Source organism: Nocardia crassostreae (assembly GCF_001613405.1).
In the GTDB taxonomy this organism is placed as follows: Bacteria; Actinomycetota; Actinomycetes; order Mycobacteriales; family Mycobacteriaceae; genus Nocardia; species Nocardia crassostreae.
In genome coordinates, this window is record NZ_BDCH01000028.1 from 195,346 (window position 1) to 221,932 (window position 26,587).

Annotated in this window: 26 protein-coding genes and 3 pseudogenes; 16 read left to right on the top strand and 13 right to left on the bottom strand. The window is 67.5% G+C overall.

The window, feature by feature from the left end; genetic code table 11:
* The first annotated feature begins 3 nt into the window (after window positions 1-3).
* The 4 genes from NC4_RS27765 to NC4_RS43295 all read left to right on the top strand — a co-directional run bounded on the left by NC4_RS27765 (window position 4) and on the right by NC4_RS43295 (window position 4,153).
* Window positions 4-1,269: an acyl-CoA dehydrogenase family protein gene (locus NC4_RS27765; protein ID WP_067544029.1), complete on the top strand. Its 1,266-nt coding sequence runs from the start codon at window positions 4-6 to the stop codon at window positions 1,267-1,269.
* A gap of 103 nt (window positions 1,270-1,372) precedes the next feature.
* Complete coding sequence (locus NC4_RS27770; protein ID WP_245721965.1) at window positions 1,373-2,257, top strand: alpha/beta fold hydrolase; 885 nt, start codon at window positions 1,373-1,375, stop codon at window positions 2,255-2,257.
* A gap of 46 nt (window positions 2,258-2,303) precedes the next feature.
* Complete coding sequence (locus tag NC4_RS27775) at window positions 2,304-3,182, top strand: SDR family oxidoreductase (protein WP_067544031.1); 879 nt, start codon at window positions 2,304-2,306, stop codon at window positions 3,180-3,182.
* Window positions 3,179-4,153: an AMP-binding protein gene (locus NC4_RS43295; protein WP_067544033.1), complete on the top strand. Its 975-nt coding sequence runs from the start codon at window positions 3,179-3,181 to the stop codon at window positions 4,151-4,153. The genes NC4_RS27775 and NC4_RS43295 overlap by 4 nt, the downstream gene beginning before the upstream one ends.
* 13 nt (window positions 4,154-4,166) lie before the next feature.
* On the opposite strand, the pseudogene NC4_RS43300 reads toward NC4_RS43295, so the two are convergent.
* Window positions 4,167-4,319, bottom strand: a pseudogene (locus tag NC4_RS43300) (SAM-dependent methyltransferase); the annotation flags it as partial.
* Between the two features lie 143 nt (window positions 4,320-4,462).
* Between NC4_RS43300 and NC4_RS27785 the strand changes: the two are divergent.
* Both NC4_RS27785 and ulaA read left to right on the top strand, forming a co-directional pair.
* Window positions 4,463-5,305, top strand: a pseudogene (locus tag NC4_RS27785) (PTS sugar transporter subunit IIAB).
* A gap of 12 nt (window positions 5,306-5,317) precedes the next feature.
* Complete coding sequence (ulaA, locus tag NC4_RS27790; RefSeq protein ID WP_067544035.1) at window positions 5,318-6,856, top strand: PTS ascorbate transporter subunit IIC; 1,539 nt, start codon at window positions 5,318-5,320, stop codon at window positions 6,854-6,856.
* A gap of 115 nt (window positions 6,857-6,971) precedes the next feature.
* Here ulaA and ephH read toward each other — a convergent pair whose 3' ends face one another.
* The gene (ephH, locus tag NC4_RS27795; RefSeq protein ID WP_067544037.1) at window positions 6,972-7,826 is read right to left on the bottom strand and encodes an epoxide hydrolase EphH; all 855 of its coding nucleotides are present in this window, start codon (window positions 7,824-7,826) and stop codon (window positions 6,972-6,974) included.
* Between the two features lie 166 nt (window positions 7,827-7,992).
* On the opposite strand from ephH, the gene NC4_RS27800 reads away from it, so the two are divergent.
* Genes NC4_RS27800 through NC4_RS27810 form a run of 3 tightly spaced genes read left to right on the top strand, consistent with a single transcriptional unit; the run spans window position 7,993 to window position 9,841 of the window.
* The gene (locus tag NC4_RS27800) at window positions 7,993-8,835 is read left to right on the top strand and encodes an exodeoxyribonuclease III (protein WP_067544236.1); all 843 of its coding nucleotides are present in this window, start codon (window positions 7,993-7,995) and stop codon (window positions 8,833-8,835) included.
* On the top strand, window positions 8,832-9,323 hold the full coding sequence (locus NC4_RS27805) for a guanyl-specific ribonuclease (protein ID WP_245721966.1): 492 nt from the start codon (window positions 8,832-8,834) through the stop codon (window positions 9,321-9,323). The genes NC4_RS27800 and NC4_RS27805 overlap by 4 nt, the downstream gene beginning before the upstream one ends.
* A complete protein-coding gene (locus tag NC4_RS27810) occupies window positions 9,323-9,841 on the top strand; it encodes a barstar family protein (protein ID WP_067544039.1) in 519 nt (172 codons plus the stop codon). The genes NC4_RS27805 and NC4_RS27810 overlap by 1 nt, the downstream gene beginning before the upstream one ends.
* Here NC4_RS27810 and NC4_RS27815 read toward each other — a convergent pair.
* A complete protein-coding gene (locus NC4_RS27815) occupies window positions 9,838-10,479 on the bottom strand; it encodes a TetR/AcrR family transcriptional regulator (RefSeq protein ID WP_067544041.1) in 642 nt (213 codons plus the stop codon). The two genes, NC4_RS27810 and NC4_RS27815, sit on opposite strands and share 4 nt — an antisense overlap.
* Before the next feature lie 116 nt (window positions 10,480-10,595).
* Between NC4_RS27815 and NC4_RS27820 the strand changes: the two genes are divergently transcribed.
* From NC4_RS27820 to yhjD, 3 genes are read left to right on the top strand one after another with little or no spacing between them, the layout of a single operon-like run.
* Window positions 10,596-11,540, top strand: coding sequence for an oxygenase MpaB family protein (locus NC4_RS27820; protein WP_067544043.1), 945 nt, complete (start codon window positions 10,596-10,598; stop codon window positions 11,538-11,540).
* A gap of 21 nt (window positions 11,541-11,561) precedes the next feature.
* Complete coding sequence (gene trpS, locus NC4_RS27825) at window positions 11,562-12,587, top strand: tryptophan--tRNA ligase (RefSeq protein ID WP_067544045.1); 1,026 nt, start codon at window positions 11,562-11,564, stop codon at window positions 12,585-12,587.
* Window positions 12,588-12,624: 37 nt separating this feature from the next.
* Complete coding sequence (gene yhjD / locus NC4_RS27830) at window positions 12,625-13,653, top strand: inner membrane protein YhjD (protein WP_067544047.1); 1,029 nt, start codon at window positions 12,625-12,627, stop codon at window positions 13,651-13,653.
* Window position 13,654: 1 nt separating this feature from the next.
* Here yhjD and NC4_RS27835 read toward each other — a convergent pair whose 3' ends face one another.
* The 3 genes and pseudogenes from NC4_RS27835 to NC4_RS27845 all read right to left on the bottom strand — a co-directional run bounded on the left by NC4_RS27835 (window position 13,655) and on the right by NC4_RS27845 (window position 16,850).
* The gene (locus NC4_RS27835; protein WP_067544049.1) at window positions 13,655-14,668 is read right to left on the bottom strand and encodes a glycerophosphodiester phosphodiesterase; all 1,014 of its coding nucleotides are present in this window, start codon (window positions 14,666-14,668) and stop codon (window positions 13,655-13,657) included.
* 90 nt (window positions 14,669-14,758) lie between these two features.
* Window positions 14,759-15,949 (bottom strand): annotated as a pseudogene (locus NC4_RS27840) (D-alanyl-D-alanine carboxypeptidase family protein).
* Window positions 15,950-16,178: 229 nt separating this feature from the next.
* Window positions 16,179-16,850: a nuclear transport factor 2 family protein gene (locus tag NC4_RS27845; protein WP_067544051.1), complete on the bottom strand. Its 672-nt coding sequence runs from the start codon at window positions 16,848-16,850 to the stop codon at window positions 16,179-16,181.
* Window positions 16,851-17,058: 208 nt separating this feature from the next.
* Between NC4_RS27845 and NC4_RS27850 the strand changes: the two genes are divergently transcribed.
* Together NC4_RS27850 and NC4_RS27855 are read left to right on the top strand one after the other, a co-directional pair.
* Complete coding sequence (locus NC4_RS27850) at window positions 17,059-18,573, top strand: MFS transporter (RefSeq protein WP_067544053.1); 1,515 nt, start codon at window positions 17,059-17,061, stop codon at window positions 18,571-18,573.
* A gap of 19 nt (window positions 18,574-18,592) precedes the next feature.
* Window positions 18,593-19,201 (top strand): acyl-CoA-like ligand-binding transcription factor, encoded by a 609-nt coding sequence (locus tag NC4_RS27855; protein ID WP_067544054.1) that lies wholly within the window; start codon window positions 18,593-18,595, stop codon window positions 19,199-19,201.
* A gap of 10 nt (window positions 19,202-19,211) precedes the next feature.
* Here the strand turns inward: NC4_RS27855 and NC4_RS27860 are convergent, their stop codons facing one another.
* The 5 genes from NC4_RS27860 to NC4_RS27880 form a co-directional block, all read right to left on the bottom strand.
* Window positions 19,212-20,099, bottom strand: a complete 888-nt coding sequence (locus NC4_RS27860) for a phenylalanine 4-monooxygenase (RefSeq protein WP_067544057.1) — start codon at window positions 20,097-20,099, stop codon at window positions 19,212-19,214.
* 104 nt (window positions 20,100-20,203) lie between these two features.
* Complete coding sequence (locus NC4_RS27865) at window positions 20,204-20,788, bottom strand: DUF4396 domain-containing protein (RefSeq protein ID WP_067544059.1); 585 nt, start codon at window positions 20,786-20,788, stop codon at window positions 20,204-20,206.
* A 37-nt stretch (window positions 20,789-20,825) separates the two neighbouring features.
* On the bottom strand, window positions 20,826-21,389 hold the full coding sequence (locus NC4_RS27870; protein ID WP_067544061.1) for a PadR family transcriptional regulator: 564 nt from the start codon (window positions 21,387-21,389) through the stop codon (window positions 20,826-20,828).
* Window positions 21,390-21,406: 17 nt separating this feature from the next.
* A complete protein-coding gene (locus NC4_RS27875; protein WP_067544063.1) occupies window positions 21,407-21,793 on the bottom strand; it encodes a VOC family protein in 387 nt (128 codons plus the stop codon).
* Window positions 21,794-21,878: 85 nt separating this feature from the next.
* Complete coding sequence (locus NC4_RS27880; protein ID WP_067544240.1) at window positions 21,879-23,375, bottom strand: alpha/beta hydrolase; 1,497 nt, start codon at window positions 23,373-23,375, stop codon at window positions 21,879-21,881.
* Between the two features lie 130 nt (window positions 23,376-23,505).
* Here NC4_RS27880 and NC4_RS27885 point away from each other — a divergent pair, with 130 nt between their 5' ends.
* The gene (locus NC4_RS27885) at window positions 23,506-24,363 is read left to right on the top strand and encodes a helix-turn-helix domain-containing protein (protein ID WP_067544065.1); all 858 of its coding nucleotides are present in this window, start codon (window positions 23,506-23,508) and stop codon (window positions 24,361-24,363) included.
* Between the two features lie 2 nt (window positions 24,364-24,365).
* On the opposite strand, the gene NC4_RS41840 is transcribed toward NC4_RS27885, so the two are convergent.
* Together NC4_RS41840 and NC4_RS27890 are read right to left on the bottom strand one after the other, a co-directional pair.
* On the bottom strand, window positions 24,366-24,719 hold the full coding sequence (locus NC4_RS41840) for an aldo-keto reductase family protein (RefSeq protein ID WP_157555263.1): 354 nt from the start codon (window positions 24,717-24,719) through the stop codon (window positions 24,366-24,368).
* Complete coding sequence (locus tag NC4_RS27890) at window positions 24,713-25,426, bottom strand: aldo/keto reductase (protein WP_157555264.1); 714 nt, start codon at window positions 25,424-25,426, stop codon at window positions 24,713-24,715. The genes NC4_RS41840 and NC4_RS27890 overlap by 7 nt, the downstream gene beginning before the upstream one ends.
* A 207-nt stretch (window positions 25,427-25,633) precedes the next feature.
* On the opposite strand from NC4_RS27890, the gene NC4_RS27895 reads away from it, so the two are divergent.
* Complete coding sequence (locus NC4_RS27895; RefSeq protein ID WP_157555265.1) at window positions 25,634-26,557, top strand: hypothetical protein; 924 nt, start codon at window positions 25,634-25,636, stop codon at window positions 26,555-26,557.
* Window positions 26,558-26,587: the final 30 nt, after the last annotated feature.

Below are 26,587 nucleotides of genomic sequence, written 5' to 3' on the forward strand. Positions count from 1 at the left end.
ACGATGTTCGAATGGTCCGAGACCGATGAGATGATCCGCGACGCGGTGCGCGGTTTCATCGAGAAAGAGGTCCGCCCGCATCTCGACGCGCTCGACAGCGGCGAGATGGAGCCGTATCCGGTCATCCGGAAGCTGTTCAGCGAGTTCGGGATCGACGTCATGACGGGCGAGATCGTCGACAAGATGCTGGCCAAGCAGCGCGCCAAGGAGGAGGCGCTCGCTGCTGGGGAGCCGCTGCCGGAGAAGCCGGACAAGAAGTCCGGCGACAGCCTCATGGGCGGCCAGGAATCCATGATGGCCGTGCTCATCAGCGAGCTGTCGGGCGTGTGCATGGGCCTGGTGACCGCCATGGGCGTGTCCATCGGCTTGGGCGCGACCACCATCATGTCCCGCGGCACCCTCGCCCAGAAGGAGCGCTGGCTGCGCGACATCGTGACCATGAACAAGGTCGCGGCCTGGGCCATTACCGAACCCGATTCGGGCTCGGATGCCTTCGGCGGCATGAAGACCTACGTCCGGCGCGACGGCGAGGACTACATCCTCAACGGCCAGAAGACTTTCATCACCAACGGCCCCTTCGCCGATGTGATGGTGGTCTACGCCAAGCTCGACGAGGGCGACGCATCGGTCGACAAGCGTGACCGCAAGGTGCTCACCTTCGTGCTCGACAAGGGCATGGAGGGCCTCACCCAGGGCAAACCGTTCAAGAAGATGGGCCTGCACGCCTCGCCCACCGGCGAACTGTTCTTCGACAATGTGCGCCTGTCCAAGGACCGCCTGCTCGGCGAGACCGAGGAGCACAAGGGCGGCGATGGACGCGAAAGCGCCCGTTCGTCTTTCACCGCCGAACGGCTCGGCGTGGCCTTCATGGCGCTGGGCATCGTCAACGAATGCCACCGGCTGTGTGTCGATTACGCCAAGAACCGCAAGCTGTGGGGCCAGGAGATCGGCCGCTTCCAGCTGGTGCAGCTCAAGCTCGCCAAGATGGAGGTCGCGCGAATCAATGTGCAGAACATGGTGTTCAACGCCCTCGAGCGGGCCCGCGCCGGTAAACAGCTCTCGCTGGCCGAAGCCTCGGCCATCAAGCTGTACTCCTCCGAAGCCGCCACCGACGTGGCCATGGAGGCCGTGCAACTCTTCGGCGGCAACGGCTACATGACCGAGTACCGGGTCGAACAGCTCGCCCGCGACGCCAAGTCCTTGATGATTTACGCCGGTTCCAATGAAATCCAGGTGACCCACGTCGCCAAGGGACTTCTCTCGCAGTGAGCGAACTGTCACCGGCGGTCTGCCGTCGTCCGCAGCCGCCCGCTTCCGGCGGGCGGCTGCTCACGTGTGATCGAAACATCTGTCGCACCGAAAGGTTGGGAGCATGGCAATGGCGCCATCCGATCGCGGCCTGATCGCCGAATCCACCGCCGTCTACGCCGGGGTGCGGACCCGCGAGCTGTCCGTCGAGGGCGCGGGACCGGCGATCGTGCTGCTGCACGGCTATGCCGACAGTGCCGACACCTGGCGCGGCGTGCTGACGCGGTTCGCGGTGGCCGGTCGCCGCGCCATTGCCGTGGACCTGCCCGGGTTCGGGCTGGCCGAGGCCCGCCGGTCCGGTCCGCTCAATCCGCAATTCGACGCCTTCGCCGACGCGCTCGTCGCCGCGCACGGTCCCGTCGTGCTGGCCGGGAACTCGCTGGGCGCCGTGACGGCGCGGCGGGCGGCGGCGCGCGACCGCGACCACCGCGTGCTCGCCCTGCTCACGCTGGACGAGCCGTTGTTCGCTCGCCACTGGCTGGCGCGCCTGGCACGGCGGCGGGATTACACCCGAGTCCTTGGGATCCTGGCCGCGCTGCCGGTACCCGATCGGGTGGTGCAGCGGGTGGTTCGCTTCGGGGCTGAGAAGCTGGTGTACGGCCCGGGTTTCGCCGCCGATCCGGACTTCCTCGCAACGGCCGTCCGTTCCATGCCGACCATGGCCGCCGCTATGGAACGGGCCCGCGATGCCAACCGGTACGCACTCGAAAACCCGCCCGCACGGGGCGATTCGACTGTTTCCTGTCCGGTACTCGTCGTCCACGGCGCCAAGGACCGCATCATCCCGGTGGCGGCCAGCCGCGAACTGCATGCCCTGCTGCCCGGCAGCGAGCTGATCGTACTGCCGAAAGCGGGCCACTGCCCCCAACTCGACGTCCCCGACGAGGTGACCCGATTCCTGGTCGGTCTGCACGAGCGGGTGGGCGGCCAGGAGGAGAAAACAGGATGACGGGCCCGCTCACCGGCCCGCGCGCGAGCACCGATAAGGAGGCGAAATGAGTTCGGCCGCAACCATATCCGGCAAGTTCGTGGTGATCACCGGCGGCGCGCGCGGGATCGGCTTCGCCACCGCGAAGCTGCTGCGCGATCGCGGTGCGCTGGTCGCCATCGGGGATGTGGACGAAGCGAAGGTCAAGGAGGCGGGGGCGGAGCTGGGGCTCGAGGTGTACGGGCGGCTCGATGTGACCGATGCGGAGTCCTTCACGGCGTTTCTGGACGAGGTGGAGCGGCGGCTGGGGCCGTTGGACGTGCTGGTCAACAATGCCGGAATCATGCCCGCGAATCCGTTCGTGGACGAGACCGAGCAGGTGACCCGGCGCATTCTCGACATCAATGTCTACGGCGTGATCCTGGGCAGCAAGCTGGCCGCGCGGCGCATGGTGCGGCGCGGCACCGGCACGGTCGTCAATATCGCCTCGCTGGCGGGGGAGACGCCGACGCCGGGGCTGGCGACCTACTGCGCCAGTAAGGCGGCGGTGCTGTCGCTCACCGATTCGCTGCGCATCGAATACCGGTACAGCGGTGTGTATTTCGCCTCGGTGCTGCCGACGTTCACCAATACTGAACTCATCGCGGGCACTAATGGCGCGAAGGGGTTGAAGAACGCCGAGCCGGAGGACATCGCGGCGGCCGTGGCCGGGCTCATTACCGATCCGCGGCCGCGGATCGCGGTCACCCGGGTCGCCGGGCTCCTCGTCTCCGCGCAGAAGTTCCTGCCCGGGGCGGTCAATGAATTCCTGGCGCGCAAATTCGGGTTGGCGCACGCCTTTCTCGACGATGTCGACCACGAGGCCCGCCGGGCCTACGAAGACCGCGCCCGCGGCGACAACTCAAAACCGAAGCAGTACAGCGAGTCTCGAATGGAGCCCCAGTGACCCAGCACCAGAGCCTGTGCGCGGCCTTCCAGGCGACCGCCGCCCGCCATCCCGACCGCGTCGCGCTCCGGGGCCCCGGCGGCGCGACCGGCCTCACCTGGCGGCAGTACGCCGACCGGGTGCGCGCGCTCGCGACCGGGCTGGCCGCGCTGGGGGTGCGGCCGGGCGACACGGTGGCCATCATGCTCACCAATATCCCGGAGTTCCATCTGGCCGACACCGCGGTGCTGCACGCCGGGGCGACGCCGTTCTCGATCTACAACACCTTTACGGCCGAACAGGTTTCGCATCTGTTCGGTAATGCGGGCAACCGGGTGGTGGTCACCGAGACCCAGTTCCTGGAGAAGGTCCGCACGGCCGACACCACCGGTCAGGTCCAGCACATCATCTGCGTGGACGGGCCGGTCGAAGGCACGCGCACGCTGGACGAGGTGGCCGCGCTGGACGCCCCCGACTTCGATTTCGACGCCACCTGGCAGGCGGTGCGCGCGGACGACCTGCTGACCATCATCTACACCTCCGGCACCACCGGCGCGCCCAAGGGCGCGGAGTTGACGCATGCCAATCTGCTCGCCGAATTCGCGGCGGTGGAACCGATCATCACACCGAATGTCGAGGACCGGGTGGTGTCGTATCTGCCCGACGCGCACTTGGCCAACCGGGCGTTCTGCCACTACAACAATGTGATCGAGGGCGTGCAGGTCACCACGGTCGCCGATCCGAAACAGCTGGTCGCCACGCTGCCCGCGGTGCGGCCCACACTGTTCCTGGGCGTGCCCGCCATCTGGTACAAGATCAAGGCCGGGATCGAGGCCATTGTGGCCGCGGAGGAATCGACGCCGAAACGGCTACTCGTGCAATGGGCCATTCGCACCGGCACCGCGGTTGCGTGGCTGCGCAATGACGGCAAGCCCGTTCCGCTGCGAACTGCCGCACGCCGCTCTCGGCGATCGCCCGGACCGCGCGAATGAGCGCCTTGCGGTTGGCGAAGGCGATATCGATCGAGCCGGGCAGATCATTGATGAAGTAGTCGCCGATCTCCCGGTCGACGGCATAGTTGTCCTTGCCGCCGAGGAGATAGTCGTAAACGCGTGCGATGCTCGGCTTCGATTGGTCCGCCGGCTCGTGGTCGGTCATATCGATCACCCCTGTCCGAGGTTTCGCCTCGCCAGTAATCGTAAGTAACCGAACATGTTCCGGCAGGGGATTCGCGCAGGCCCGGGCGTGGTCACCCGGTGTGCCTCATGGTTGCCGTCGTTCGCCTCTGCAAAGATCGCGGCATGACTTCCTTGGTGGACCTCCTCCCTTCGGAAGCAATCGATCTGCACGGCAGTGCCCCCGACTGGCGCGCGGCCATTGCCGCCGCCGGTGAGTTGCTGGTCGCCACCGGCGTGGCAACCGCTGAGTACACCGCCGAGATGATTCGCAATGTCGAGGAGAATGGTCCGTATATCGTCATCACCCCCGGTTTCGCCTTCGCGCACGCCCGGCCGTCGCCCGCGGTGAACCGCACCGGCATGGCCTGGGTGCGGTTGCGCGAACCGGTCGCCTTCGGCAGCCCGAACGATCCGGTCGATCTGATCGTCGCGCTGGCGGCCACCGATGCCGAGGTGCACACCGATGCCATGGCGGCGCTGGCCAAGGTGCTGGTGGAGCCCGGAGCGGATGCGGTGCTGCGGGCGGTGGGCACGCCCGGCCAGTTGATCGCCCTGCTGGCCGGTCCGCCGCCCGAACCGGCCGCCCCGCCCGCGGGCACCGCCGCGGCCGCCGGTGCTCCGGCCGTCAAGGGTGAAACACACTCGGCCGCACCGCATTCCGCTGCACGCTCGAAGTCCGGCCCGATGAAGATCCTCACCGTCTGCGGTAACGGGGTCGGCACCAGCCTGTTCCTTAAAAGCACCCTGGAATAGGTCCTGGACCGCTGGCACTGGACCCCGTACATCGTCGTCGAGGCCACCGACACCATCTCCGCCAAGGGCAAGGCCGGTGAGGCGGTCGCCGTGCTCACCTCCGGCGAGATCGCGAAAACCCTGGGGGACGTGGGCATTCCAGTGCGCGTCATCCAGAACTTCACCAGCGCGGCCGAAGTCGACCACGCCATGCGCGAGCTATTCGATGTCTAGGAGGGCGGCAGCATGAATGTCGTACTGGCCATTGCCCAGTTCATCGTCAATGAAATCCTCAGCCAGCCCGCCTATCTGATCGGCATCATCACCGCCGTCGGTCTCATCGCCCTGCGCAAGCCCACCGGGCAGGTGATCGGCAGCGCCATCAAAGCGACGCTGGGCTTCTTGCTCATCGGCGCGGGCGCGGGCCTGGTGGTGGCCTCGCTGGAACCCCTCGGCATCATGATCCAGGGCGCGCTCGGCGTGGTGCCGACCAATGAGGCGATCGTGGCCATCGCGCAGAAGGAATACGGCGCGCAGGTGACCTGGCTGATGATCCTGGGCTTCGCCATCAGCCTGGTGCTGGCCCGTTTCACGCCGCTGCGCTATGTCTTCCTGACCGGTCACCACATGCTGTTCATGGCCACCCTGCTGACCATGGTGCTGGCGGTGGCCGGATTCTCCACTCCCGTCGTGGTGATCACCGGCGGCATTCTGCTCGGCGTCGCCATGGTGTCGCTGCCCGCGCTGGCGCAATCCTGGACGCGGCGGATCACCGGCGGCGACGAGGTCGCCATCGGGCATTTCGGGACCGCGGGCTATATCGCGGCGGGCGCCACCGGCCAGCTCGTCGGCAAGCGCAGCCGCAGCACCGAGGAGATGAATCTGCCGGAAGGGCTGCGCTTCCTGCGGGATTCGATGGTGGCGACCGCGCTGTCCATGGTCATCCTGTACCTGGTGCTCGGCACCGCGTATCTGATCCGGGAAGGCGAGGACACCGCGTTCGGTGCGTTCGAGGACGGTGCCGCCAATGTCGGCAACTACCTGATGAAAGCGGTGCAGCAGGGCCTGTACTTCGGTATCGCAGTGGCGGTCATCCTTTTCGGCGTACGCACCATCCTGGCCGAGCTGGTGCCCGCGTTCCAGGGGATTGCCGAAAAGGTCGTGCCCGGCGCGATTCCGGCCCTGGACGCACCGATCGTCTTCCCGTACGCGCAGAACGCGGTGCTCATCGGCTTTCTGTCCAGCTTCACCGGCGGTCTGATCAGCCTGGGATTGCTGACCTGGATCTTCAATCCGCTCTTCGGGCTCGCACTGGTATTGCCAGGTCTGGTGCCGCACTTCTTCACCGGCGGCGCGGCCGGGGTCTACGGCAATGCGACCGGCGGGCGGCGCGGCGCGGTGGCGGGCGCATTCGTGAACGGCGTGCTGATCACATTCCTGCCCGCCATTCTGCTGAAGGTGCTGGGCCCCTTCGGCGACGAGAACACCACCTTCGGCGATGCCGACTTCGGCTGGTTCGGTACGGCCATCGGCGTGGCGGCCGAGCTCGGCGGCGCGGGCGCGATCATTGTCTGCCTGGGCATCGGCGTGGTCATCCTGCTCGCCGCGATCCTGGTGCAGGTCAAGGTTGTCGCGGCGGGCTGGGACCCGGGCGCGGCACGCGATGCGGCGCTCGGCCTCACCCGCGCCGAGGAGAGCGCCGCGCCGATCACGCAGGCGGGCCTGACGTCCTATGCGAAGATCCCTGTCCCGCAGGGCGCTCCGCCCCCGCCGCCACCGGAGTGACACCGACCCGGGTCGTCCCGGCGCACTCTCTCGGCCGGTATCCACCGTCGCCGCAGGCGGATTCCGGCCGAAGCGCCTCGAAATGCCGGGGGAGGCGGGTGTGGCCCGCGTGCGCCTACACCGCGCGCAGGCGGGTGCGGCTGGCGTAGACGTGTTCGGCGATCAAGGTCGCGATGCGGTCCGGCGCCTCCAGCATGGGCACATGCCCGACATCGTGGATCAGGATGCGATCGGCGGAATCGGGCAGCTCCTGCAGGAAGCGCTTGGCGTACGCGCGATTCGGGATGACCCGGTCGTTCTCGCACATGAGCAGCCGCACCGGCACCCGCAGGGTGGACATATCCTCCAGCCCGGGTGCGCGCAGCTCGCCCGCCAGCATGGGCAGCATGGCCTTGCAGTGCAGCGCCGAGGTGATGGCGGCCTCGATACCGCGGCGCGGCGCGGCCGAGGTGTTCTTGCTGAGGATGAGCGCCGCCGCCAGCCGCACCGGCGCGCTGTAGGCGATGGCGGGCGGCAGCAGCTTGCCGATCTCCACGAACGGCACCAGCGACAGGAACTTCAACCCGACCCGGAACTGCAAGGCGGACGGGTTCTTCCAGCCGCCCGCGGGCGCGATGGCGGTGAGCGTGCGGGCCCGGCCGCGGCGCGCGAGCTCGAACCCGACCCAGGCGCCCAGCGAATTCCCGGCGATATGGCAGGTGCGCCAGCCCATCTCGTCGAGCTGATCCTCGATCCTGTCGGCCAGCAGGCTGACGTCCAGATACCAGCCCTCGAAATCGGGCCCGCCCCAATGCCCGGTGAAGGCGGGCGCGAACACTTCACAATGCCCGGCCATGCGCTGCGCGACCTGCTCCCAGCAGTGCGGCGACATCATGAACCCGTGCAACAGCAGCAGTGGATCACCGGAGCCGGTGTGCAGCGCGCTGATGGGCGCGAGGCCGACGGTGGGCTTGGTGGTGCCGGACGTCATCGTCGTCACCCCTTCCTGGACGTCGATGTCCGCGGGGAAGTGTGGATAAGCCGAATTCTACGACCGAGCTATGACATGCATCACCTGTCGCGGACAGGTGTGGCCAAGCCGTGTCTGGGCGCGGCCGGGCACCGGAACGGCGGGCGCATGAGGCATGATTTGGGCCATGATCTCCCAGCCAGCGCGATCCAGCACCTATTCCGGGACCATTTCCACAGTCAATGTGAACGGTGTGCGGGCGGCCGCGGGCAAGGACAACGGTCTGCTGCACTGGCTGGCGAGCACCGAATCCGACATCGTCTGCCTCCAGGAGACTCGCGCTACCGATGAGCAAACTCGAAAGTCCTTGGCCCCGGCCCTGGATTCGGGCTGGTTCCTCAGCCATGCCGAACCGGGCGTGAAGGGCCGCGCGGGCGTCGCCATCCTGTCCCGCCGCGAACCCGACGCCGTGCGCGTCGGCATCGGCGCGGACCAGGCCGGAACCTGGTGCCCCGTGGACGAATTCGCCACCACCGGCCGCTATGTCGAAGCCTACTTCGACGATCTCACCATTGCCAGCGTCTACGTGCACACCGGTGAGGCCGACACCCCCATGCAGGACGAGAAGTACCGCTTCCTCGATGCCGTCGGCGCCCGCATGACCGCCATGACGCGCGATTTCGTCATCATGGGCGACTGGAACGTGGCGCACACCGAACTGGACATCAAGAACTGGAAGGGCAACGTCAAGAACTCCGGCTTCCTGCCCCAGGAACGCGCCTGGGTCTCCTCGATGCTCGCCGCCGGTTACTCCGACGTGGTCCGCGACCTGCACCCGGGCGTGCCCGGCCCGTACAGCTGGCACTCCTACCGCGGCCGCGCCTTCGACAACGACGCCGGGTGGCGCATCGACTACCAGCTGGCCCGCGGTGAGATCGCGGGTCGCGCCAAGCAAGCCGTGGTGGAGAAGGCCGCCACCTATGCCGAGCGCTGGTCCGACCACGCGCCGGTCTCGGTGCAGTACAAGTGACGATCTCGCCGCGCGTGCGCGCCTGGCTCATGATCGGCGTGCTGGGCGCGCTGCTGGTGGTCGGGTTCCTGGCCACCCGGGGCGGTGATCAGCCCAAGGACGCGAACGGTCCACGGGCGGCGGCGACTTCGACGGTCGCGGGCAAGACCACCGCGCCCGCGGGTGGCAAGACCACCGCGCCGACCGCCGTTCCCTCGCGCGCGCCAGGGGTTCCCGATCGCGCGTATCAGACCCTGGTCGAAATCGATGCGGGCCGCTGGCCCGAATCCGCCAACGCACCGGGCACCCAGGGCGGCGAGACCTACTTCAACCGCAATCGCGCGCTGCCCGCCACCGATGCCGCCGGGAAGCGCATCACCTATCAGGAATGGGACGTCAATCCCAAGCGTCACGGCCAGGATCGGGGTGCCGAGCGCATAGTCACCGGCAGCGACGGCTCCGCGTACTACACCTCCGATCACTACGAGACCTTCACGAGGATGCACTGATGACCGAGCCCATGCCGCTCTCACAGTTCCTCTCCGCGCCCAAGACCGCGGTGACCGGGCGCGGTTCCGCGGCGCGCTCCGCGGCGGCCCCGGTGCTCGGTGTCCTTCCGGTCGGCGCGGCCGAATTCTCCGGGGTCCGTGGGCAACCCCCCGACGGCTACCTCTCGCGGGAACTGCGCGGGCGCAAGATGCGCACCGACGCCGAACTGTTCGACGAGTTCGCCGCCGCCCTCCAGTTCCCGTACTACTTCGGCGCGAACAAGGACGCCTTCGACGAATGCCTGCGCGATCTGGACGAATTCGTGGGCCCCGCACGCGGATACGTGATCGTGGTGCGCAATGCGGCCCTGCTGCTGGATGATCAGCCGGGCGAGCGTGAGTGGTTCGCCGAGGCCATGACCGACTGTGCCGCCACGTGGGCGGCGCGCGGGGTGGCCTTCCGGGTCGTCTTCCAAGATGCCGTGCCGCCGGGAATCAGCGCGGTGCCACTGACTTTCGACGGGGACGCCCGGGTCTAGGACCGCCGGTAGTGCGCGGCCAGATCCTCGCCGAGCAGGACGAAGATATCGGTGGCGTGCTCCACGAGTTCGGTACGGGTCATGGGCAGTTCGCCCTGTAGCCAGGCGGTGAGCGTCTGCACCAGGCCGCCGACCAGATAGGTGGCGCGGAAGGTGATGGCCGGATCCGGGGTCTCCTCGGTCAGCCCGTAGAAGTCGATGCCCTCGGCGGCAACGAGATTCGCGAACGCCTGAATGGTGTGCACGGTGCGGGTGTGCAGTTCGGGGGTGGCCGAGCTGACCAGCAGCGCCACCCGGGCCTTGCGGGGATCGTCGGTGAGTACGCCGATGCCCGCGGCAATGGCCGCGTGCGCCTTGTCGCGCGTGGTGTCGGGCGCGGTGTGCAGGGCGGCCAGCAGCGCGCCCGCGAGTTCCTCGGCGAGCGAGTCGAACAGCGCGGAGATGACGGCATCGCGGCCGTCGAAGTTCTCGTAGTAGTAGCGCTCGTTCAGACCGGCCCCCGCGCACAGCGCCGAGACGGTGAGTTTGTCGATGCCCTGGCTGCCGAGTATGTCGAGCGCGGCCTCGAGCAGGGCGGCGCGGCGCTGGGCGCGGCGTTCCTCCGCGGAAACGCCGCCGTAGGTCCGTTGGCCGGTCACGACTCGATTCTGGCACGGTCGCGATTCTGGTAGAGCCTCTTGCCAGATGAGTCGAAGTGAGGGACCCTGATGTCAGATGTGGTGCTCCGCGTCACAACCAGCGTGAGGAGGCAACGATGCCTGCACAGTCGGCCGCGCCCGGATACTTCTCCGACGATTCGATGATCAGGCGCGTCATGCGCAAACGGGCGGTGGGACTCACCTACGGACAGCGCGCGCTGGTGATCGGGGCCGTGCATCCGCTGCTCTACGTGGGCACCGCGGAGAACACCAACCACCGGACCACGCCCTACACCCGCCTCGCCCTCACCGGCAGGCTGTTCGAGGCGGTTTCGCTGGGCACCAAGGCCGAAGCCGATCGCGCCATCGCCTTCACCCAGAAGCGGCACGCCCCGGTGAACGGCGCGCTGCCCGAGGACGCGGGCGCGCATCATCCGGCGGGCACCCGCTACTCCGCCCGCGATCCGCACCTCATGTTCATGACCATGGCCTTCACCTTCGACTCCGCCGAGGTCATGCACGATCTGCTGGTCCGCAAGCTCACCCCCGGCGAGCGCGAGAGCCTCTACCACGATTACGTGCGCTGGGCCGAGCTGTTCGGCATGCCCCGCGAGGCCGCGCCCAGCACCTACGCGAAGTTCCGCCGCGACTACGACGCCTATCTCGCCTCCGACGAGGTCTTCCTCACCGACGAGGCCAAACTGGTCGGCTCCTATCTTATGGGCCAGCGCGTCGCCAACCCGCTGCCCATGCCGTTCCAGCAGGCCTTCGGCGGTTTCGCGCTGCTGGTCCAGGGCAGTCTCCCGGCCCGCATCCGCGCCATGTACGACCTGCGCTGGGGCATTCGCGAGGAGGTCGCTCACCGCGGCCTGGCCCAGGCCATCCGCACCGCGCACATTGCCCCGCCGCTGGTCCCGTCCCCGCTGCGCCGCACCCTGGCCGGTCCCAGCCGCCCGATGTACCGCCTGCTGACCCGTCGCGAGCAGCAGCTGGTGAGCGCCGGGCGGGCCAGTATGCCGGGGGTGGATCCGCGCAACTGGGTGGCGCGAAATTCCGCTTGATGGCCATGGGAAGATCGGGGTATGTCCAGTCCTGAACCCACCGGTGAGCGCAAGCAGCGGGTCCTGTCCGGGATCCAGCCGACCAGTGATTCCTTCCACCTCGGCAACTACCTTGGCGCCGTGCAGTATTGGGTGGGTCTGCAGGAGGACTACGACGCCTTCTACTTCATCCCGGATATGCACGCCATCACGGTGCCGCAGGATCCCAAGCAGCTGCGCACGCGCACCAAGGTCGCGGCCGCCCAGCTGCTGGCCGTGGGCGTCGACCCCAAGAAGTCGACCATGTTCGTGCAGTCCCAGGTGCCCGAGCACGCCGAGCTGACCTGGGTGTTGCAGTGCATCACCGGTTTCGGCGAGGCCAGCCGGATGACCCAGTTCAAGGACAAGTCGGTCAAGCAGGGCGCGGACAACGCGACCGTCGGCCTGTTCACCTATCCGATGCTCATGGCCGCCGACATCCTGCTCTACCGGCCCCAACTGGTGCCGGTCGGCGAGGATCAGCGCCAGCATCTGGAGCTGACCCGAAACCTGGCGCAGCGCTTCAACACTCGGTTCAAGAAGACCTTCGTGGTGCCGGAGGCGCATATCGTCACCGGCACCGCCAAGATCTACGACCTGCAGGATCCGACCTCCAAGATGAGCAAGTCGGCCAGCTCCGACGCCGGTCTGCTCAATCTGCTCGACGATCCCAAGGTCTCGGCCAAGAAGATCCGTTCCGCCGTCACCGATACCGAACGCGAGATCCGCTACGACCCGGAGACCAAGCCGGGGGTGAGCAATCTGCTGGTCATCCTGAGCGAGCTCACCGAGACCCCGATCGTCAGCCTGGAGCAGAGCTATCAGGGCAAGGGCTATGGCGATCTCAAGGCCGACACCGCCGACGCGCTGGTCGAATTTGTCACCCCGCTGCAGGCGAAGGCGACAGAGTATATGTCCGACCAGGGCGAACTCGACCGCATCCTCGCCGCAGGCGCGGAGCGGGCGCGGGAGGTCGCCGGTAAGACTCTCGCGCAGGTGTACGACCGGGTGGGCTTCCTGCCCCGCTGATCCGGTCCGCCGCGCGTGGCGGTGGCGGAGGTGGGCGGTGTTCGGCAAGGTCGTCGATTCGGTCAAGGCCTGGATCGAGCGTGAGGTACGCAAGCGGCACTGGCTCGACCATGCGGTGCGCGCGGCGGGCAGATATCAGCGGCAGCGCGGCGACTATTACGCCGCGGGGATCACGTATTTCACGGTGCTGTCGCTGTTTCCGCTGCTGATGGTGGGCTTCTCGGTGGCGGGTTTCGTGCTGTCCCGCAATCCGGATCTGCTCACCGAGATGCAGGCCAAGATCGTGGAGAACATTCCGGGCGCGGCGGGGGAGCAGATCAATGATCTGATCAATCAGGCGGTGGGCTCGCGCACCAGCGTGGGTGTGATCGGTCTGGTGGTCGCCGCGTACGCCGGGCTCGGATGGATCGCGAATCTGCGGGCCGCGCTCACCGAGCAGTGGGGACAGCAGGCGCCCGAACGCAATTGGGTGCTGAACAAGCTCTCCGATCTGGGCCGCCTGCTGGGCCTGTTCCTGGCCATCGCGCTCTCCATCGGATTCTCGGTGGTGGCCTCCAGCGGCCTGCTCGAGCGGGTGCTGGGCTGGTTCGGAATTCACGATTCGCCGCCGCTCACCGTGCTGCTGACGCTGGTGTCGCTGCTGCTCGCCCTGTCGGCGAACTGGGCGGTGCTCACCTACATCATCGCGCGCATGCCGCGATTTCCGGTGACGCTGCGCAGTGCGGCCAAGGCGGCGCTCATGGCGGCCGTGGCCTTCGAGGCCTTCAAACAGCTGGCCTCGCTGGTGCTGCGGGCGGTGATCACCAGTCCGGCCGGTGTGGCCTTCGGCCCGATCATCGGCCTCATGGTGTTCAGCTACATCACCGCGCGTATCATCCTGTTGGCCACGGCCTGGGCGGCCACGGCGACGGAAAACGAAGTGGCGGCGGATATCCCGGTGCCCGGCCCGGCCGTGATCGAGCCCCGGGTGCAGGGCGCGGGACTCTCGGCCGGGGCGGGGGCGGCGCTGTTTGGCGCCGGAGCCGTTGCCGCGGGCGTGCTTTCGGCGTGGCGCCGCCGTCGCTGACTCAGCGCGCCGGATAGGTCGGCGGCAGCGGCATGCCGCGATCGGCCAGCACCTCGCGCAGCTGATCCGGGTAGTCGGTGATGATGCCGTCCACGCCCTTGTCGATCAGCATGTTCATGGCGGCGGTGTCATTGACCGTCCAGGGCACGATCAGCATGCCGTTCGCATGCGCCTCCTGCACCATCCAGGTGGTGACCACCGGGACGTTCATGGTCCCGCTCGGCGGCAGCGCGTAGATGGGTGAAAGTGCCTTGGCCCCGATGGATTTCGCGGCCTTCACCAGACTGCCGCCGTACTCGAGCAGATTCAGCCCGCCCAGCCACGGCGAAAACGGGTACACCTTGGTCGGTTCGGTCAGCGCGTACAGCGGCAGGCTCGGATCGACGCGGCGCATGACCATGAGCGCGCCCCAGTCGAAACTCTGGATGACGGCGCGATCGGCCATGTTCGCGCGCCGGATCTTGCTCGCCACCCGCTTGGCGAACACCTCCCGTGAGGCGGTCTCCCGCCCCTCCGGATCGGTCTTGAGCTCGATACTGAACTTCACCGTCTGCGCCCCGTGCGATCCGGCGAGCGCGAACACTTCCTCCAGCGTCGGCATCTTGGCGCCGGGCGCGGTGCGCTGCCCCGGGAAGTTGCCCTGTGCCTTGAACCCGCAGTCGAGCGTCCGCACCTGCGCGAAAGTCAGGTCCTCGACCCGCTTTCCGACGTACGGGTACTGCGGATCACCCGGTGTGACCGGTCCGGTGTCCACGCAGGTGGCATTGCTGATGGTGGCATCGTGCCCGATGACGTCGCGGCCGTCGGCGGTGATCTGGATATCCAGTTCCAGGGTGCTCACCCCGAGCTCCAGGGCATTCGCGAATGCCGGGAGCGTGTTCTCGACCACCAGCCCGCGCCCGCCGCGATGCGCTTGCAGATCGAATTCCGTTGCGGGCGCGGCGACGGCCTCGGGCGAGGTGAGCATGGTCGTCGCGGCGAGCGCGGCGGCCAGGGCGATCAGAGACTTCTTCACCGGTGGGGAAACTCCTGTTGTCGGGAAACCGGTGACAAGATCACCATGCTAGACGGTCGCATACAACCGATTCCAGGTAAAGACTGTGCATCAACGCGGTCGGGTCAGGCGATGGGCTCCGGCCAGTAGAACCAGTACGAGGATCACGGCGCCGACGATCAGCGTGACTTGCAGGTCATTGCGGTTCGAGCCGGGCTGGTCGCCGCCGTCGTCACCGGCCAGCGGCGGAGTGGCCAGTGCCCCAGTCGAATCCGCGGCCTTGGTATCGGTCTCGCCATCGGGCAGCGTGCCCACGCTCGCGGCGCCGGGCAGCGCGAAACCGTAGTCGAGGAGTTTGGCGGCCTGCTCCCACGGCCGCAGCGGCTGCACCTCGGCCTTGAGCAGGGTGACCACCAGGCGATGGCCATTGCGTTCGGCCGCGGCCACGAAGGTCTGGCGGGAATCGTCGGTGAAACCGGTCTTGCCGCCGAGCGCGCCCTCGTAGTTGTAGAGCAGGTGATTGTCATTGCCGATGGGGTACCCGGGGCGGTCCTCGTCGCCGGGAATCCTGGGATCGGCCGGATAACCCGGGAAGTCGACCTGTTCGGTGTGAATGAGCTCGGCGAACAGCGGAATGCTCATGGCATCGCGGAACAGCACCGACAGGTCGTAGGCGGAGGTGCTCATGCCCGGGCCGTCCAGACCCGACGGCGTGGCGGCGCGAGTATCCAAGGCCTGCAACTGTTTCGCGCGCGCGTTCATCTTGGCGACGGTGGCGTCGTCGCCGCCCAGCTGGGCGGCGATGGCATGGGCGGCGTCATTGCCCGAGGCCATGATGAGCGCCTGGAACAGCTGCCGGTTGGTTTACTGCCCGCCCGGCCCGATGCCGACGCGGGTGCCGTCGACATTCGCGTCCTCCTGGGTGCCGACGACCACCTTGTTCAGGTCGAGCGAGCGCAGGCCGACCGCGGCCAGCAGCACCTTGATGGTGGAGGCCGGGCGATAGCGCCCGTGCGGATCCTTGGCGGCCAGCACCTTTCCGGTATCGAGATCCGAGACCATCCAGGCGGTGGCCGAGATCCCCTCCGGGACCGCCGGTGCGCCCGCGGGCAACACGAGACCGCAGCCGCCGAGCTGCTTTCCGCCGATGGGGGCGGCCGGAACCGGCAGGGCCGAGGGCGCGGACTTCCCCGGCTCGGGCACCTCGGAGGTGTCGACCGGCGGCGGGGGAGTGCTCTTGTGCGGGCAGTTGTCGGTATTGGGGGTCGTGAACGGCGTTGTGCTGGTGGGCGGTTGCGCCATCGCACCCGGTAGCGGCGCGAACGCCAGCCCGGCGCCCGCGGTGAGCCCCGCCGCGAGCAGGGCGGCGGCGCCGAGACAGGCGCGGGGGCGGCGTCGGCCGACGGGTCGGCCCGGACTGGATTCGTGGCGCGAAAGCCTGCGGATGCTCATCGATTCAGAGCTTAAGCGGTGGCCCCCGACCTCGCGTCGCAGGTCAGGGGCGTCGGACGGAAAAGTTCCGGAGCTGGGACTATGCCGTGTTCGTGGCGACGGGGCAGCCGTGCGCCAGCGGGCCGAGCAGCTTGTTGTTGTCGTAGAAGTGCTCGAGTTCGAGGATGCGCAGATCCTCGCTGACCTTTGCAATGGTGATGCCGGTCATCTCGATGGTCTCGCCGGTGGGCTGATGACCTCGGTACTCACCGGTGTACTTGCCCCAGTGCCGCCATTTGAAGGTGACGGTGGGCGGTCCGGCCAGCACCTCCAGGACCTCCCAGAAGAAGCCGCCCGGGAAGGCGGTGTGGAAGATGTCGTGCGAGGACTCGAAGGTCTCGCCCGCCACGTCGTAGAAGGGGTTCTCGCCGATCAGGATGTTGTACGAGCCGATGCGGGCGAACTCCTCGGCATCCTGCCACGGGCCGCCGTTGACACGGCCGCGGTAGTGCTCGGCCACCAGGGAGACCCATTTCGCCGGGTCCTTCTTGTGCGAGACCTCCATTTCGAAGACCTTCACGAGCTCTTCGACAATGTGCTCGAGCGAATCGGGAGCGTGGTCGGTGGTGCGCTCGGCGGGCATCACCGTCTTGCTCAGATGGTATTCGGGGGCCTCTGCTCGCCAGTCTTCCGGTGCGGCAGCGGCGATTACGGCATCGCGTCCTTGCAGATGCAAGGGAGCCTGAGCGGGTTCTGTTGCTTGGTCGGTCATTTAGAGCCTCAGTTGTCCAGACCTGTTGTGGTATACGCGAATTCGAGCGGATCGGATGAAGCTAGCAGCTGCCCGGCGCGCTGTCGCGGCATCCGTGCCGCCCTACCGAGTACTACCTGTATGAACCATGACGTGACATTGTTTGACAGCTGGTATCAAATGAGAGATGCTCTCATTATCAAGTCACTTTCAATTGATTGGAGCAGTCATGAAAGCTCCCGGCGTACGCCGCTGGCTGGCCCTGGGCGCCCTGGCGGTGGCCATGCTGACCATCGGGCTGGACGTGACCGTGCTGACCGTCGCGCTGCCCACCCTCGCCGTCGACCTGAATGCTGGTACCGGCGCGCTGCAGTGGTTCAGCAGCGCCTACACCCTGGCGCTGGCTGCGGTCATGCTGCCCGCGGGCGCGCTCGGCGACCGCTACGGGCGCAAGAAGATCCTGCTGGCGGCGCTACTGCTTTTCGGCGCGGCCTCGGTGGCCTGTGCCTTCGCCGCCACCTCCGGGCAGCTCATCGCCGCCCGCGCCGTGCTCGGCATCGCGGCCGCGGGCATGATGCCGCTGTCCATGGCGGTGCTGCCCAACCTGTTTCCCGATCCCGTCGAACGGCAACGCGCACTGACCATTTGGATGACCTCGACGGCCATCGGGCTGCCGCTCGGCCCGATCGTGGGCGGCTGGCTGCTTCAGAACTTCTGGTGGGGCTCGGTCTTCCTGCTCAATCTGCCGCTGGTCGTCATCGGTGCGACGGCGGTGGCGCTGCTGGTGCCGGAATCGCGCAGCGCCACCGCGTTCCGGGTGGATCTGCCCGGCGTCGTACTGTCCGCGACCGGAATGCTCGGGCTCACCTACGGTTTCATCCGCCTGGGCGAGGAGGGCTGGGGCAATGGGCTCGGCTGGCTGACGGCGGCGGGCGGCGCGCTGCTGCTGCTCGGATTCGGGCTCTGGCAGCGCCGCGCCGCCCACCCGCTGGTCGATCTCGGGCTCTTCAGCGCACCCGGATTCCGTTGGGGCACTGTCTATATGGTGGTGATCAACTTCGCCATGTTCGGGCTGTTCTTCACCATGCCGCAGTACTTCCAGGCGGTGCTGGGGACCGACGCGCTCGGCAGCGGGCTGCGCTTGCTGCCGCTCATCGCGGGTCTGCTCATCGGTTCCCGGGTGGCGGACAAGGTGCTGTCCAGAACCGGCGCGCGGGCGGCCATCGCCACCGGATTCGCGCTGCTCACCATTGGTCTGGTGCTCGGCGCGCTGATCACCGCGGACAGCGGCTACGGGCTCGCGGCGACCTCACTGGTCATCCTCGGCATCGGCATGGGGTTCGTCATGCCGACCGCCATGGGATTGGCCATGGGCGATCTCAGCGCCGAGAGCGCCGGGTCCGGATCCGGACTGTTGCAGGCGGTGCGGCAGGCGGCGGGCACCATCGGCGTGGCCGTGCTCGGGACGGTGCTGTCCACCCAGTACCGGTCCGAACTCGGTGCGCTGAACCGCGATCCCATTGCCGACGGCGTGAATGCGGGCGTCGCGGTCGCGCGGCAATCGGGTGATCCGAGCATGCTCGAGCACGTGCAGACCGCCTTCGTCGGCGGCATGAGCGTCATGCTGTGGGTGTGCGCGGCCGTCTGCCTGCTCATGACCGCGCTCGCGCCACTGCTCACCCGGCCGGTGCACGAGCCGAAGCTGGTGGATCCCGATGCGGCAGAATCTGTGCATGCCGGTTGAGTCGTCGAAACCCGCCGTAATGGCCGAGCCCGCCCGCCCGAAACGGGCGGCGGGTAAGCCGACCTTGCGGGAGCGGAAGAAGGAACGCACCCGGCACACCATTCGTACCGAGGCGTTCCGGCTGTTCCGCGAACAGGGTTACGCCGCCACCACGGTCGAGCAGATCGCCGAGGCGGCCGAGATCTCGCCGAGCACCTTCTTCCGCTACTTCCCGTCCAAGGAGCAGGTGGTCCTGGTCGACGACGTGGATCCGATCATGATCGAGCGGTTCGCCGCGCAGGACCGGGAGCTGTCGGTCCTGGAGGCCTTCGAGCGGGCGGTCCACGACACCTTCCGATCGCTCGATGCCGAGCAGATCGGATTCGAGCAGGAGCGCGCGGCCCTGGTGCGCTCGGTCCCCGAGCTGCGGGGCGCGCTGGCGCTGGAAATGGATCGCAATGTCGAGCTCATCGCGGATATGACCGCCCTGCGCACCGGCCGGGAGCCGCACGATTTCGAGGTGCGGGCCCTGGCCGGGGCGCTGGTCGGGGCGGCGCAAGCGGTCCTGATGGACCTGTCCCGCAACCCGTTCGATCCGGCGCAGATCTCCCGGATCATCCGGTTCCTGGCGGCCGGGATGCCGCTCTAGCGCACCGCTGTCAGACTTCGGTGCCGATCAGGCCGCGCACCACCTCGTCGTCCATGGTGGCGAAGAAGCCGCCGACGACCTCCTCGATCTCGTCGATGGATTCGGCGCAGTAGAGGATCGGCTGGTAGTGGGTGATGTCGTAGACGGCGGTGCCCATCTCCAGAATGTTCAGGGGGCGCAGCTCGGCCTGGCGGAACTCCTCGATCTCACCGTAGGAGGACAGCAGACCGGCTCCGTAGCAACGGACTTCGCCGTCCTCGCGGAGCACGCCGAACTCCATGGAGAACCAGAAGACATCGGCCAGGAACTTCAGCGCCCGGTCGGTGGTGCAGCGGGCGACCGCCGCGCCCACGGTCTCGTAGATGGCGGCGAAGCGGGGGCTCGCCAATTGATTGGCGTGGCCCAGGATTTCGTGGATGGCATCCGGTTCCGGCGTGTACAGCGGGAAGGAGTGATGCCGAATGTACTGGGTGGAGTGGAAGATCCGGTCGGCGAAGGAACCGAAGAACGCCCGCAGCGGCACCAGTCCGGCGGCGGGCACGTACTGGAATCCGGTGAGCGGAACCAGTTTCGAGGTCACCTCGTCCAGTTGCGGGATGTGATCGCCCGGCAGGCCGAGGCGCCCGGCCGCCTCGATGACCTCCGTGCAGGCGTAGCGCTCGCGTTTGCGCGCCAATTCGGCGGAGACGATCCGCCAGACTTCTTGTTCCTCGCCGGTGTAGTCGATCTGAGGTACCGCCGCGCCGGGCCGGAAGTTCAGTGCGAGAGCGGCAATGGCATTGCGGCGGGCACGATACGCAGGATCGTGCACTCCCGGATGCTCGTCGCTCAGATGCACCGTCACATCACCGTCGGCGCCCGTGGTCACGGGCGAGTACAGCTGGGCTTCGGTGAACATATGTCGATGCAATCACCGTGTGACCCGTGCGACAACAAAAGCCCGCTCAGCTTGTCAGATTGTCAAGTTGAGCGGGCTGAACAGGCCGGGTGGCAGCGGATGGCTCAGTGTCCGGTGTGCAGTGAGTGCACCACCGCATGACCCTTGCCGCGGCCGATCATCCATTTGTTGACCGGGGTGGTGACCACGAAGGCGACGAAGAGCGCGAAAACCAGCGAACCCCAGAACAAGAAGTCGCCCAGACCGGCGTGCATGGCGCCGGGCACCAGCCACAGCACGGCATTGTCGACGATCTCCATGACGGTGATGGAGACGGTGTCCGCGGCCAGCGCCAGCGATACCGCGGCGCTGAAACCCAGGCCCGCGGCGAGCGCGCCGCGCAGGGTGAAGGCATAGCCGAACAGGAAGGCCAGCACGATGGCCAGCACCATGGTCGGCACGTTCGCCCAGCCCAGGGCGGTACCGATCACCATGCCGAGAACCTCGCCGATGGCACAGCCGGTGAGGCAGTGCAGGGTGGCGCTGGCGGCCATCTTCCAGGTGGCGGGGGCGTGCCCGGAGTGGTCGGCGTGCGCCGAATGGTCTGTGTGCGCCGCATGATCCGCGTGTGCGGAGTGGTCGATCTGTGCACCGTGGCCCTGGTGATCGTGAGAGGAGTGGTCGCCGTGTGCCAGGTGTTCGTTCTGCATAGGTGAACCGTACCCTAGGGGGTAAGGTGTCAAGTCCTCAGTCTTCGCCCGCCATGGTGAACGCGCCGCCCTCGAGCCGGTCGATGAGGCGCCTGGTCCAGGCCGTGCGGCTGTCGGCCGTGTTCAGCCACAGGCCGATGACCTCGCCCACCGGCCCCCAGGTGTCGAGATCGGTGTCCGGCGGCAGGTATTCGGTAATGCTGGCCCGCCATTCCGCCAGTTCCGCGGCCCGCTCGCGCAGCAGCGCCACCGCCGCGTCGCGGGGTAGATCGTCGATGAATCCGACCGCCGCCGCGAGCAGATCCAGCCGCGGATCCCGGCTGGCCAGGGCGCTGCGCAGGAGGGCGAGATAGGCCGCCTCGCCCTCCTGCGTCAGCTCGTACTCCATCCGCGGCGGCCCGCCCGCCTCGCTGGGCGCGGTGTCGTGCACCCGCAGCAAGCCGTCCTTGGCCAGCGCCTTCAGGGCGTGATACACCGAACCCGAAGTGGCGCGCGCCCATTCGTGCGCGCCCCAGGACTCCAGATCGGTGCGCACCTGATAGCCGTGCACCCGGCCCCGGCGGCGGACAGCTCCCAGTACCAGCAGGCGAACCGCGGACATCGCACTCCTTCGATCGATCAGGCGGGCGTGCTCACCCACCACAGTGTCCCGAACGGATCCACGAATCCGCCCGAGCGACTCCCATCCTGCTGTGCTTCGACCGGCCTGGCCGGGGTCGCCCCCGCCGCGACCGCTCGCGCGAAGGCGCGCTCGGCGTCGGGAACGGTGGCCCACAGCTGCACGTGCACCGGTTCGTCCGGGGACGTCAGGCAGCGTCCGCCGGTGGGGCCGGAATCGGCGAAATACAGTGTCCCGTCGCCGATTCGGGCCTCGGCATGAATGAGCCGCTGCGGATCGGTGGCCAGCGGGATGGCCTCCTTGATCTCGGCGTCGAGGGCTGTTTCCAGGAAGGCGCGGTAGACCTGCGCGTCGTCGACCATTACATAGGGGGCGATACCGAACATTTCTCTATCTCCTAACTAGACAAATTTGGCTACCAGTCGAAGGTAGCACCGCTCCGCCCGGTGATGCCAGGAAAAAACGAGCCGCCTAGGGGGCGGTGCAGCGCAGGCCCTCGGCGGGCGGGGTGAGGTTGATCAGATAGTCGATGACCGGGGTGTCGACGCACGTGACGCCGCTGCCGAACACGCCGTGCTGATTGCCCTCGAAGGTGATCAGGGTGGCGCCGAGGTCGCGGGCCAGGTTGATGCCGTTCTGATAGGGCGTCGCCGGATCACCGGTGGTGGAGACGACCACGGTCTTCGGGAGTCCGGAGATGTTCAGGGCGTGTGGTTCGTAGGTGGGCGGGACCGGCCAGAAGGCGCAGACCTCCAGCGGGACCGCGCCGGTGGTGGCGCGGCCGTGGTCGAAGGCGGATGCGGCGGCATTGCCCTGCTGGAACAGATCGTTGGCCTCGGCGCGATCGGTCACGCGTTTGTCGTCCAGGCAGAGCACGGCCTGCTGCAGGTCGCGCTCGAGGCCGGTGCTCGCCTCGATGAGATCGGCGATCCCCAGTAGCGTGTCGCCGCGCCCCTGCCGGAGTTCGGTGAGGCCCTTGGTGATTCCGGTCCAGCCCTCGGGCGTGTACAGCGAATTGAGCACGCCGCTGCCCGCGTCCCGATAGCCGAGCCCGCGCCCGTTCTCGGTGGTGGCGGGTCGATCGATCAAGGACTGCAACAACTCTCGCAGTTCGGCGCTGGTCTTCGCCGGGTCCGGATCGGTTCCGAGCGGGCAGTCGGGTTGCTTGGCGCAATCGGCCGCGTAGGTTTCGAAGGCCTGCTGGAAGCTGCGGCTGCTGTTCACCGGATCGAGAATGTTGGTCCCCGGGTCGACGGCGCCGTCGAGCACCATGGCGCGCACCCGATCCGGGTACATCTCCGCGTACACCGATCCGAGACGGGTCCCGTACGAGCCGCCGAAGTACGTCAGCTTCTCGTCCCCGAGCACCGCGCGCACGATATCCAGATCCCGTGCCACATCCCGTGTTCCGACATTCCGCAGCACCTCGAGCCCGCTGCGCTCCACGCAGTTGTCGACGAGTTCCTGATTCTCGCGCTCGGTCTGGGCGATACCGGCCGCCGAGTAGTCGGTGTCCAGGTCCACCCGCTCGGCCTGGAACTCCTCCGCCGTCCGGCACACCACCTTCGGCGTCGAGGCCCCCAGCCCGCGCGGATCCATCCCGATCAGATCGAACCGCTGCGCCAGCTCGGTCTGCGCGAACGCCAAGGGCAATGCCAGCCCGGACATCCCCGGCCCGCCCGGATTGGTGACCAGCGACCCGATCCGCTCACCGCCCGCGGCCAAGCGCGACAGCGCGATCCGCGCCGTCTCCCCGTCCGGCTTGCCGTAGTCGAGCGTCACGTCGATCCGCGCACACTCCAACCCCGCCTCGCCGAGCTTGTCCCCGTAGTCCGAGAACTCCTGACACGAACCCCATTCGACCCGCTGCTGCTGGTACTTCTCCACACCCGCACCGGCCGTCGGCGCTGGAGTCGTGTTCGATCCACAGGCCGCCGCAAGCAGTATCGCCCCCGCGACAGCAACCATTCGGATCCGCGCGGCCACTCGAACACCCAGTCCGTCGGTCTGCAACGCGCGCCCCCCAAGAATGATCTGCACCTGCGACCATTGTGCCGCACGGCCGTCGGGCACACGCCGACGGTCGTAGACTTCGGCCATGGCACGCGTGCCCGAAGTGCATCGTTACGGTGGTCTGGTGCTCGGCCATCGGGAATGCGATTGGGCGGGACTGAGCCTGGAGCGGACACGGTGGCGGGCCTTCGAGGGAACAACGGGGGACAGTCGGCCGCGGCGGCATCTGCTGTTCGTCATTCTGGCCGGATCGAGCGGGCCGGTCGTGGCGCGCGGCGCGGGGCAGGGCCGGTATCGGGGCGCTGATTTCCCGGGCGCGGTGACCTTCATTCCGGCAGGCTGCGAGCGCAGCGTGGTGTACGGCGGCGGGCTGATCGACTGCGCGGCCCTGCGCATCGATCCCGAGCGGTTCGCGGACCTCGAGGTCGAGAGTTCCGCATTGGACGGCTTCACCAATCGGCCGGATCCGCTGCTGTATCGGCTGGCGCTGTCGCTATCCGAACAGGCCGAACGGTATTCGGTAGCGGGACAGCTCTTCGCCGACGGCGTCACGACGCTGATCGCCGCGCGGCTGAGCCAGATCGGCGGCGGCCGCGATCGGGATCGCGCCGTGTCACTCGGGCCGTCGGCCTTGCGCCGCGTTGTCGACTACATCGATACCCATGTGGATTCGGACCTGCGGCTGGCGGTGCTGGCGCGGTTGTGCGGTATGGACACCTTCCGATTCGGCCGGGCCTTCAAGGCCGCCACCGGCCACACGCCGCACCGCTACGTCCTCGCGCGGCGCCTCGACCGGGCCGCGCGCTTGCTCCGCACCGATCCCGGCCTGCCGATCGCGGATATCGCCCACCTGGTCGGCATGTCGAGCCAGAGCCACCTCACCAGCGCCTTCCGACACGAACACGGGTGCACCCCCGCCGTCTACCGCGACCGCCACCGATGACCTCATCCCACCGGTGCGGGATCGGGCAACCGCACCAGCCCGTCGGTGAACCGTTTACCCGGATACCAGGCCGTCTGCGCGATCTTCGCGAAGGCCGGGAACGATTCCATATGCTGCACCATCCGCTGCCGCTGCGACTCGTCCGGCAGCGCGCCGCGCGCCGCGGTCAGGTTCTCCACGACATGCGCGACCTGCGTGGTAGCCGGAACCACACAGGTGACAGCCGGATGCGCCACAACATATTTCAGAAAGAACTCCGTCCAGCTCCGGCACCCCCACTCACCCGCGAACTCGGGTAACGCGCTGTCCCGCACCACATCGTGCAGCCGCCCCTTCTCCAACGCCATATTCACCATGACCCCCACCCCCCCCGATCCGCCGCCACCGCCAGCACCCGCTCCGCCGCCGCCCGCTGAAAGATCGAATACCGAACCTGCACGAAATCCACCACCCCGCCCTGAATCAGCCCCTCCATCCCCGCATACTGATACGCCTCATGCGAGGTGACCCCCACATACCGAATCTTCCCTTCCCCCTTGAGCCGCCGCAGAATCGGCAGAATCATCCCCACATTGGTCATACTGTGCACCCCCACCACATCCAGCCGCTCCCGATGCAACCGCTCCAGCGACCGCGCGAACTGCCGATCAGCATGACTGGAATCGAACAGATACTCCCCACACGCCCAACTCTTGTCGGTGAGAAACAGCCGATCCGTCACCCCTAACTCCCGCGCGAACTCCCCGACATTGTCCTCCGACGCCCCATACAGCGCCGAAGTATCGACCACACGCCCACCCCCGTCGAAGAACGTGCGCAGCACCTCCGGAATGAATCTCCGGTCAGCCGAAGCTATCCGATCGAACGTCATGAACGTGCCGAGCCCGATCACCGGCACCCGCTCCGCCGACCCCGGCAACGCCCGCGTAATCAGCCCGGAGTCGCCAGGCTGCGCACACGCTGCACCGGCAGCGCCCAGCCCCGCGACCGCGAGAGCGGAAACCCCTGCCGCCCGCAGCACGGTCCTGCGATCGACGCGTTGCCCGTCGTGTGATTCGCTCATGCCCCGATTCTGTTGCGGCACAGCCTTTCCGGTCTGTCACCTTCGTGCACCGCTGTCGAAATCCTGCAACGGGAAGCGCTCGGGATGAAGTACGCATTCCGTAAGGTAGCGAGAATGCTTGTGCACCAACAGGATTGATCACCATGCGATTGTGGAATAGTCGCCGATCAACACTCGGTAGGTCATGTCGGTCCGTATCATCACGACATGGGTGAGATCCTGCACCATCTCACACGCCTGCTGGAGCCCTTCGCTGGGCTGCTCGATTATCTGAGCCCTTGGGGGATCCCATGGCCACTGACATTCGCGCTCGTCTTCCCGCTCATCGCGGCCGTGCTGTCCGTGATGGTGTGGTGGTCACGTGGGAAGGCATGGCCCGTTGTCTGCGACTATCCCGTCACGACCACGGGTCATCCGTGCCTGAATCGCGTACTCGGGGAGTGGAATCGCTGCCGCCACCACCGTCCGGGTACGCGCCGCAGTCGTGGTCGTGAGGTTCGAGAACTGCTGCGCTGGCAGAAGGTGCAGCGCGGGGGCCGCATCGTCGAACGAGACGATATCCACGGCCGGGGTTTTCTGCGCCATCGGTCCCAGGTGCGCGGTCTCCTGTACTACCGCGGGTTCGCTCGACCGCCGCGGGACGTGCGTCGTTTCTGGCGGACCTGGGTGAGCGAGCGGCGCGAGGATTGGCGCAAGCTGGTCGCGCAGCTGCGTGACGATGGTGTGCTGGATTTCGGAGCGCCGTTCCGGGGTGCTGCGGGCCCGTCGGCGCGAGTGGGGGTGTCCACCCGGCTGCCACAAGTCATCTGGGCCACGCGGCTGACGCTATTGCTGGTGCTGTCCGGGCTGGTACTGGTCGGCGTCACGGTATGGCGGAACTACGAGCCCAAAAGCCCACTCAGCTACATCGCCGCATTCATTTTCACCGCCGCCTGGGCCGTGGCTCGCTACGGGATCTGGGCGGGAGCGACCGGCGACACGCGGTTTCGCTGGCGTGGCGGCTGGCTCTGGAATTCCGTGGTCCAGGCCATGCGCTGGTTCGCCACCTTCCTGCTCGTCTCGGTTCTGGCTTCCGCCCTGATCGACCGCATCGAAACGCTTCTCGAAGGCCCCGCCGAGTTCGCGACGTAGTGATCCGACGGCGAAGGCCGCCTTCATCGC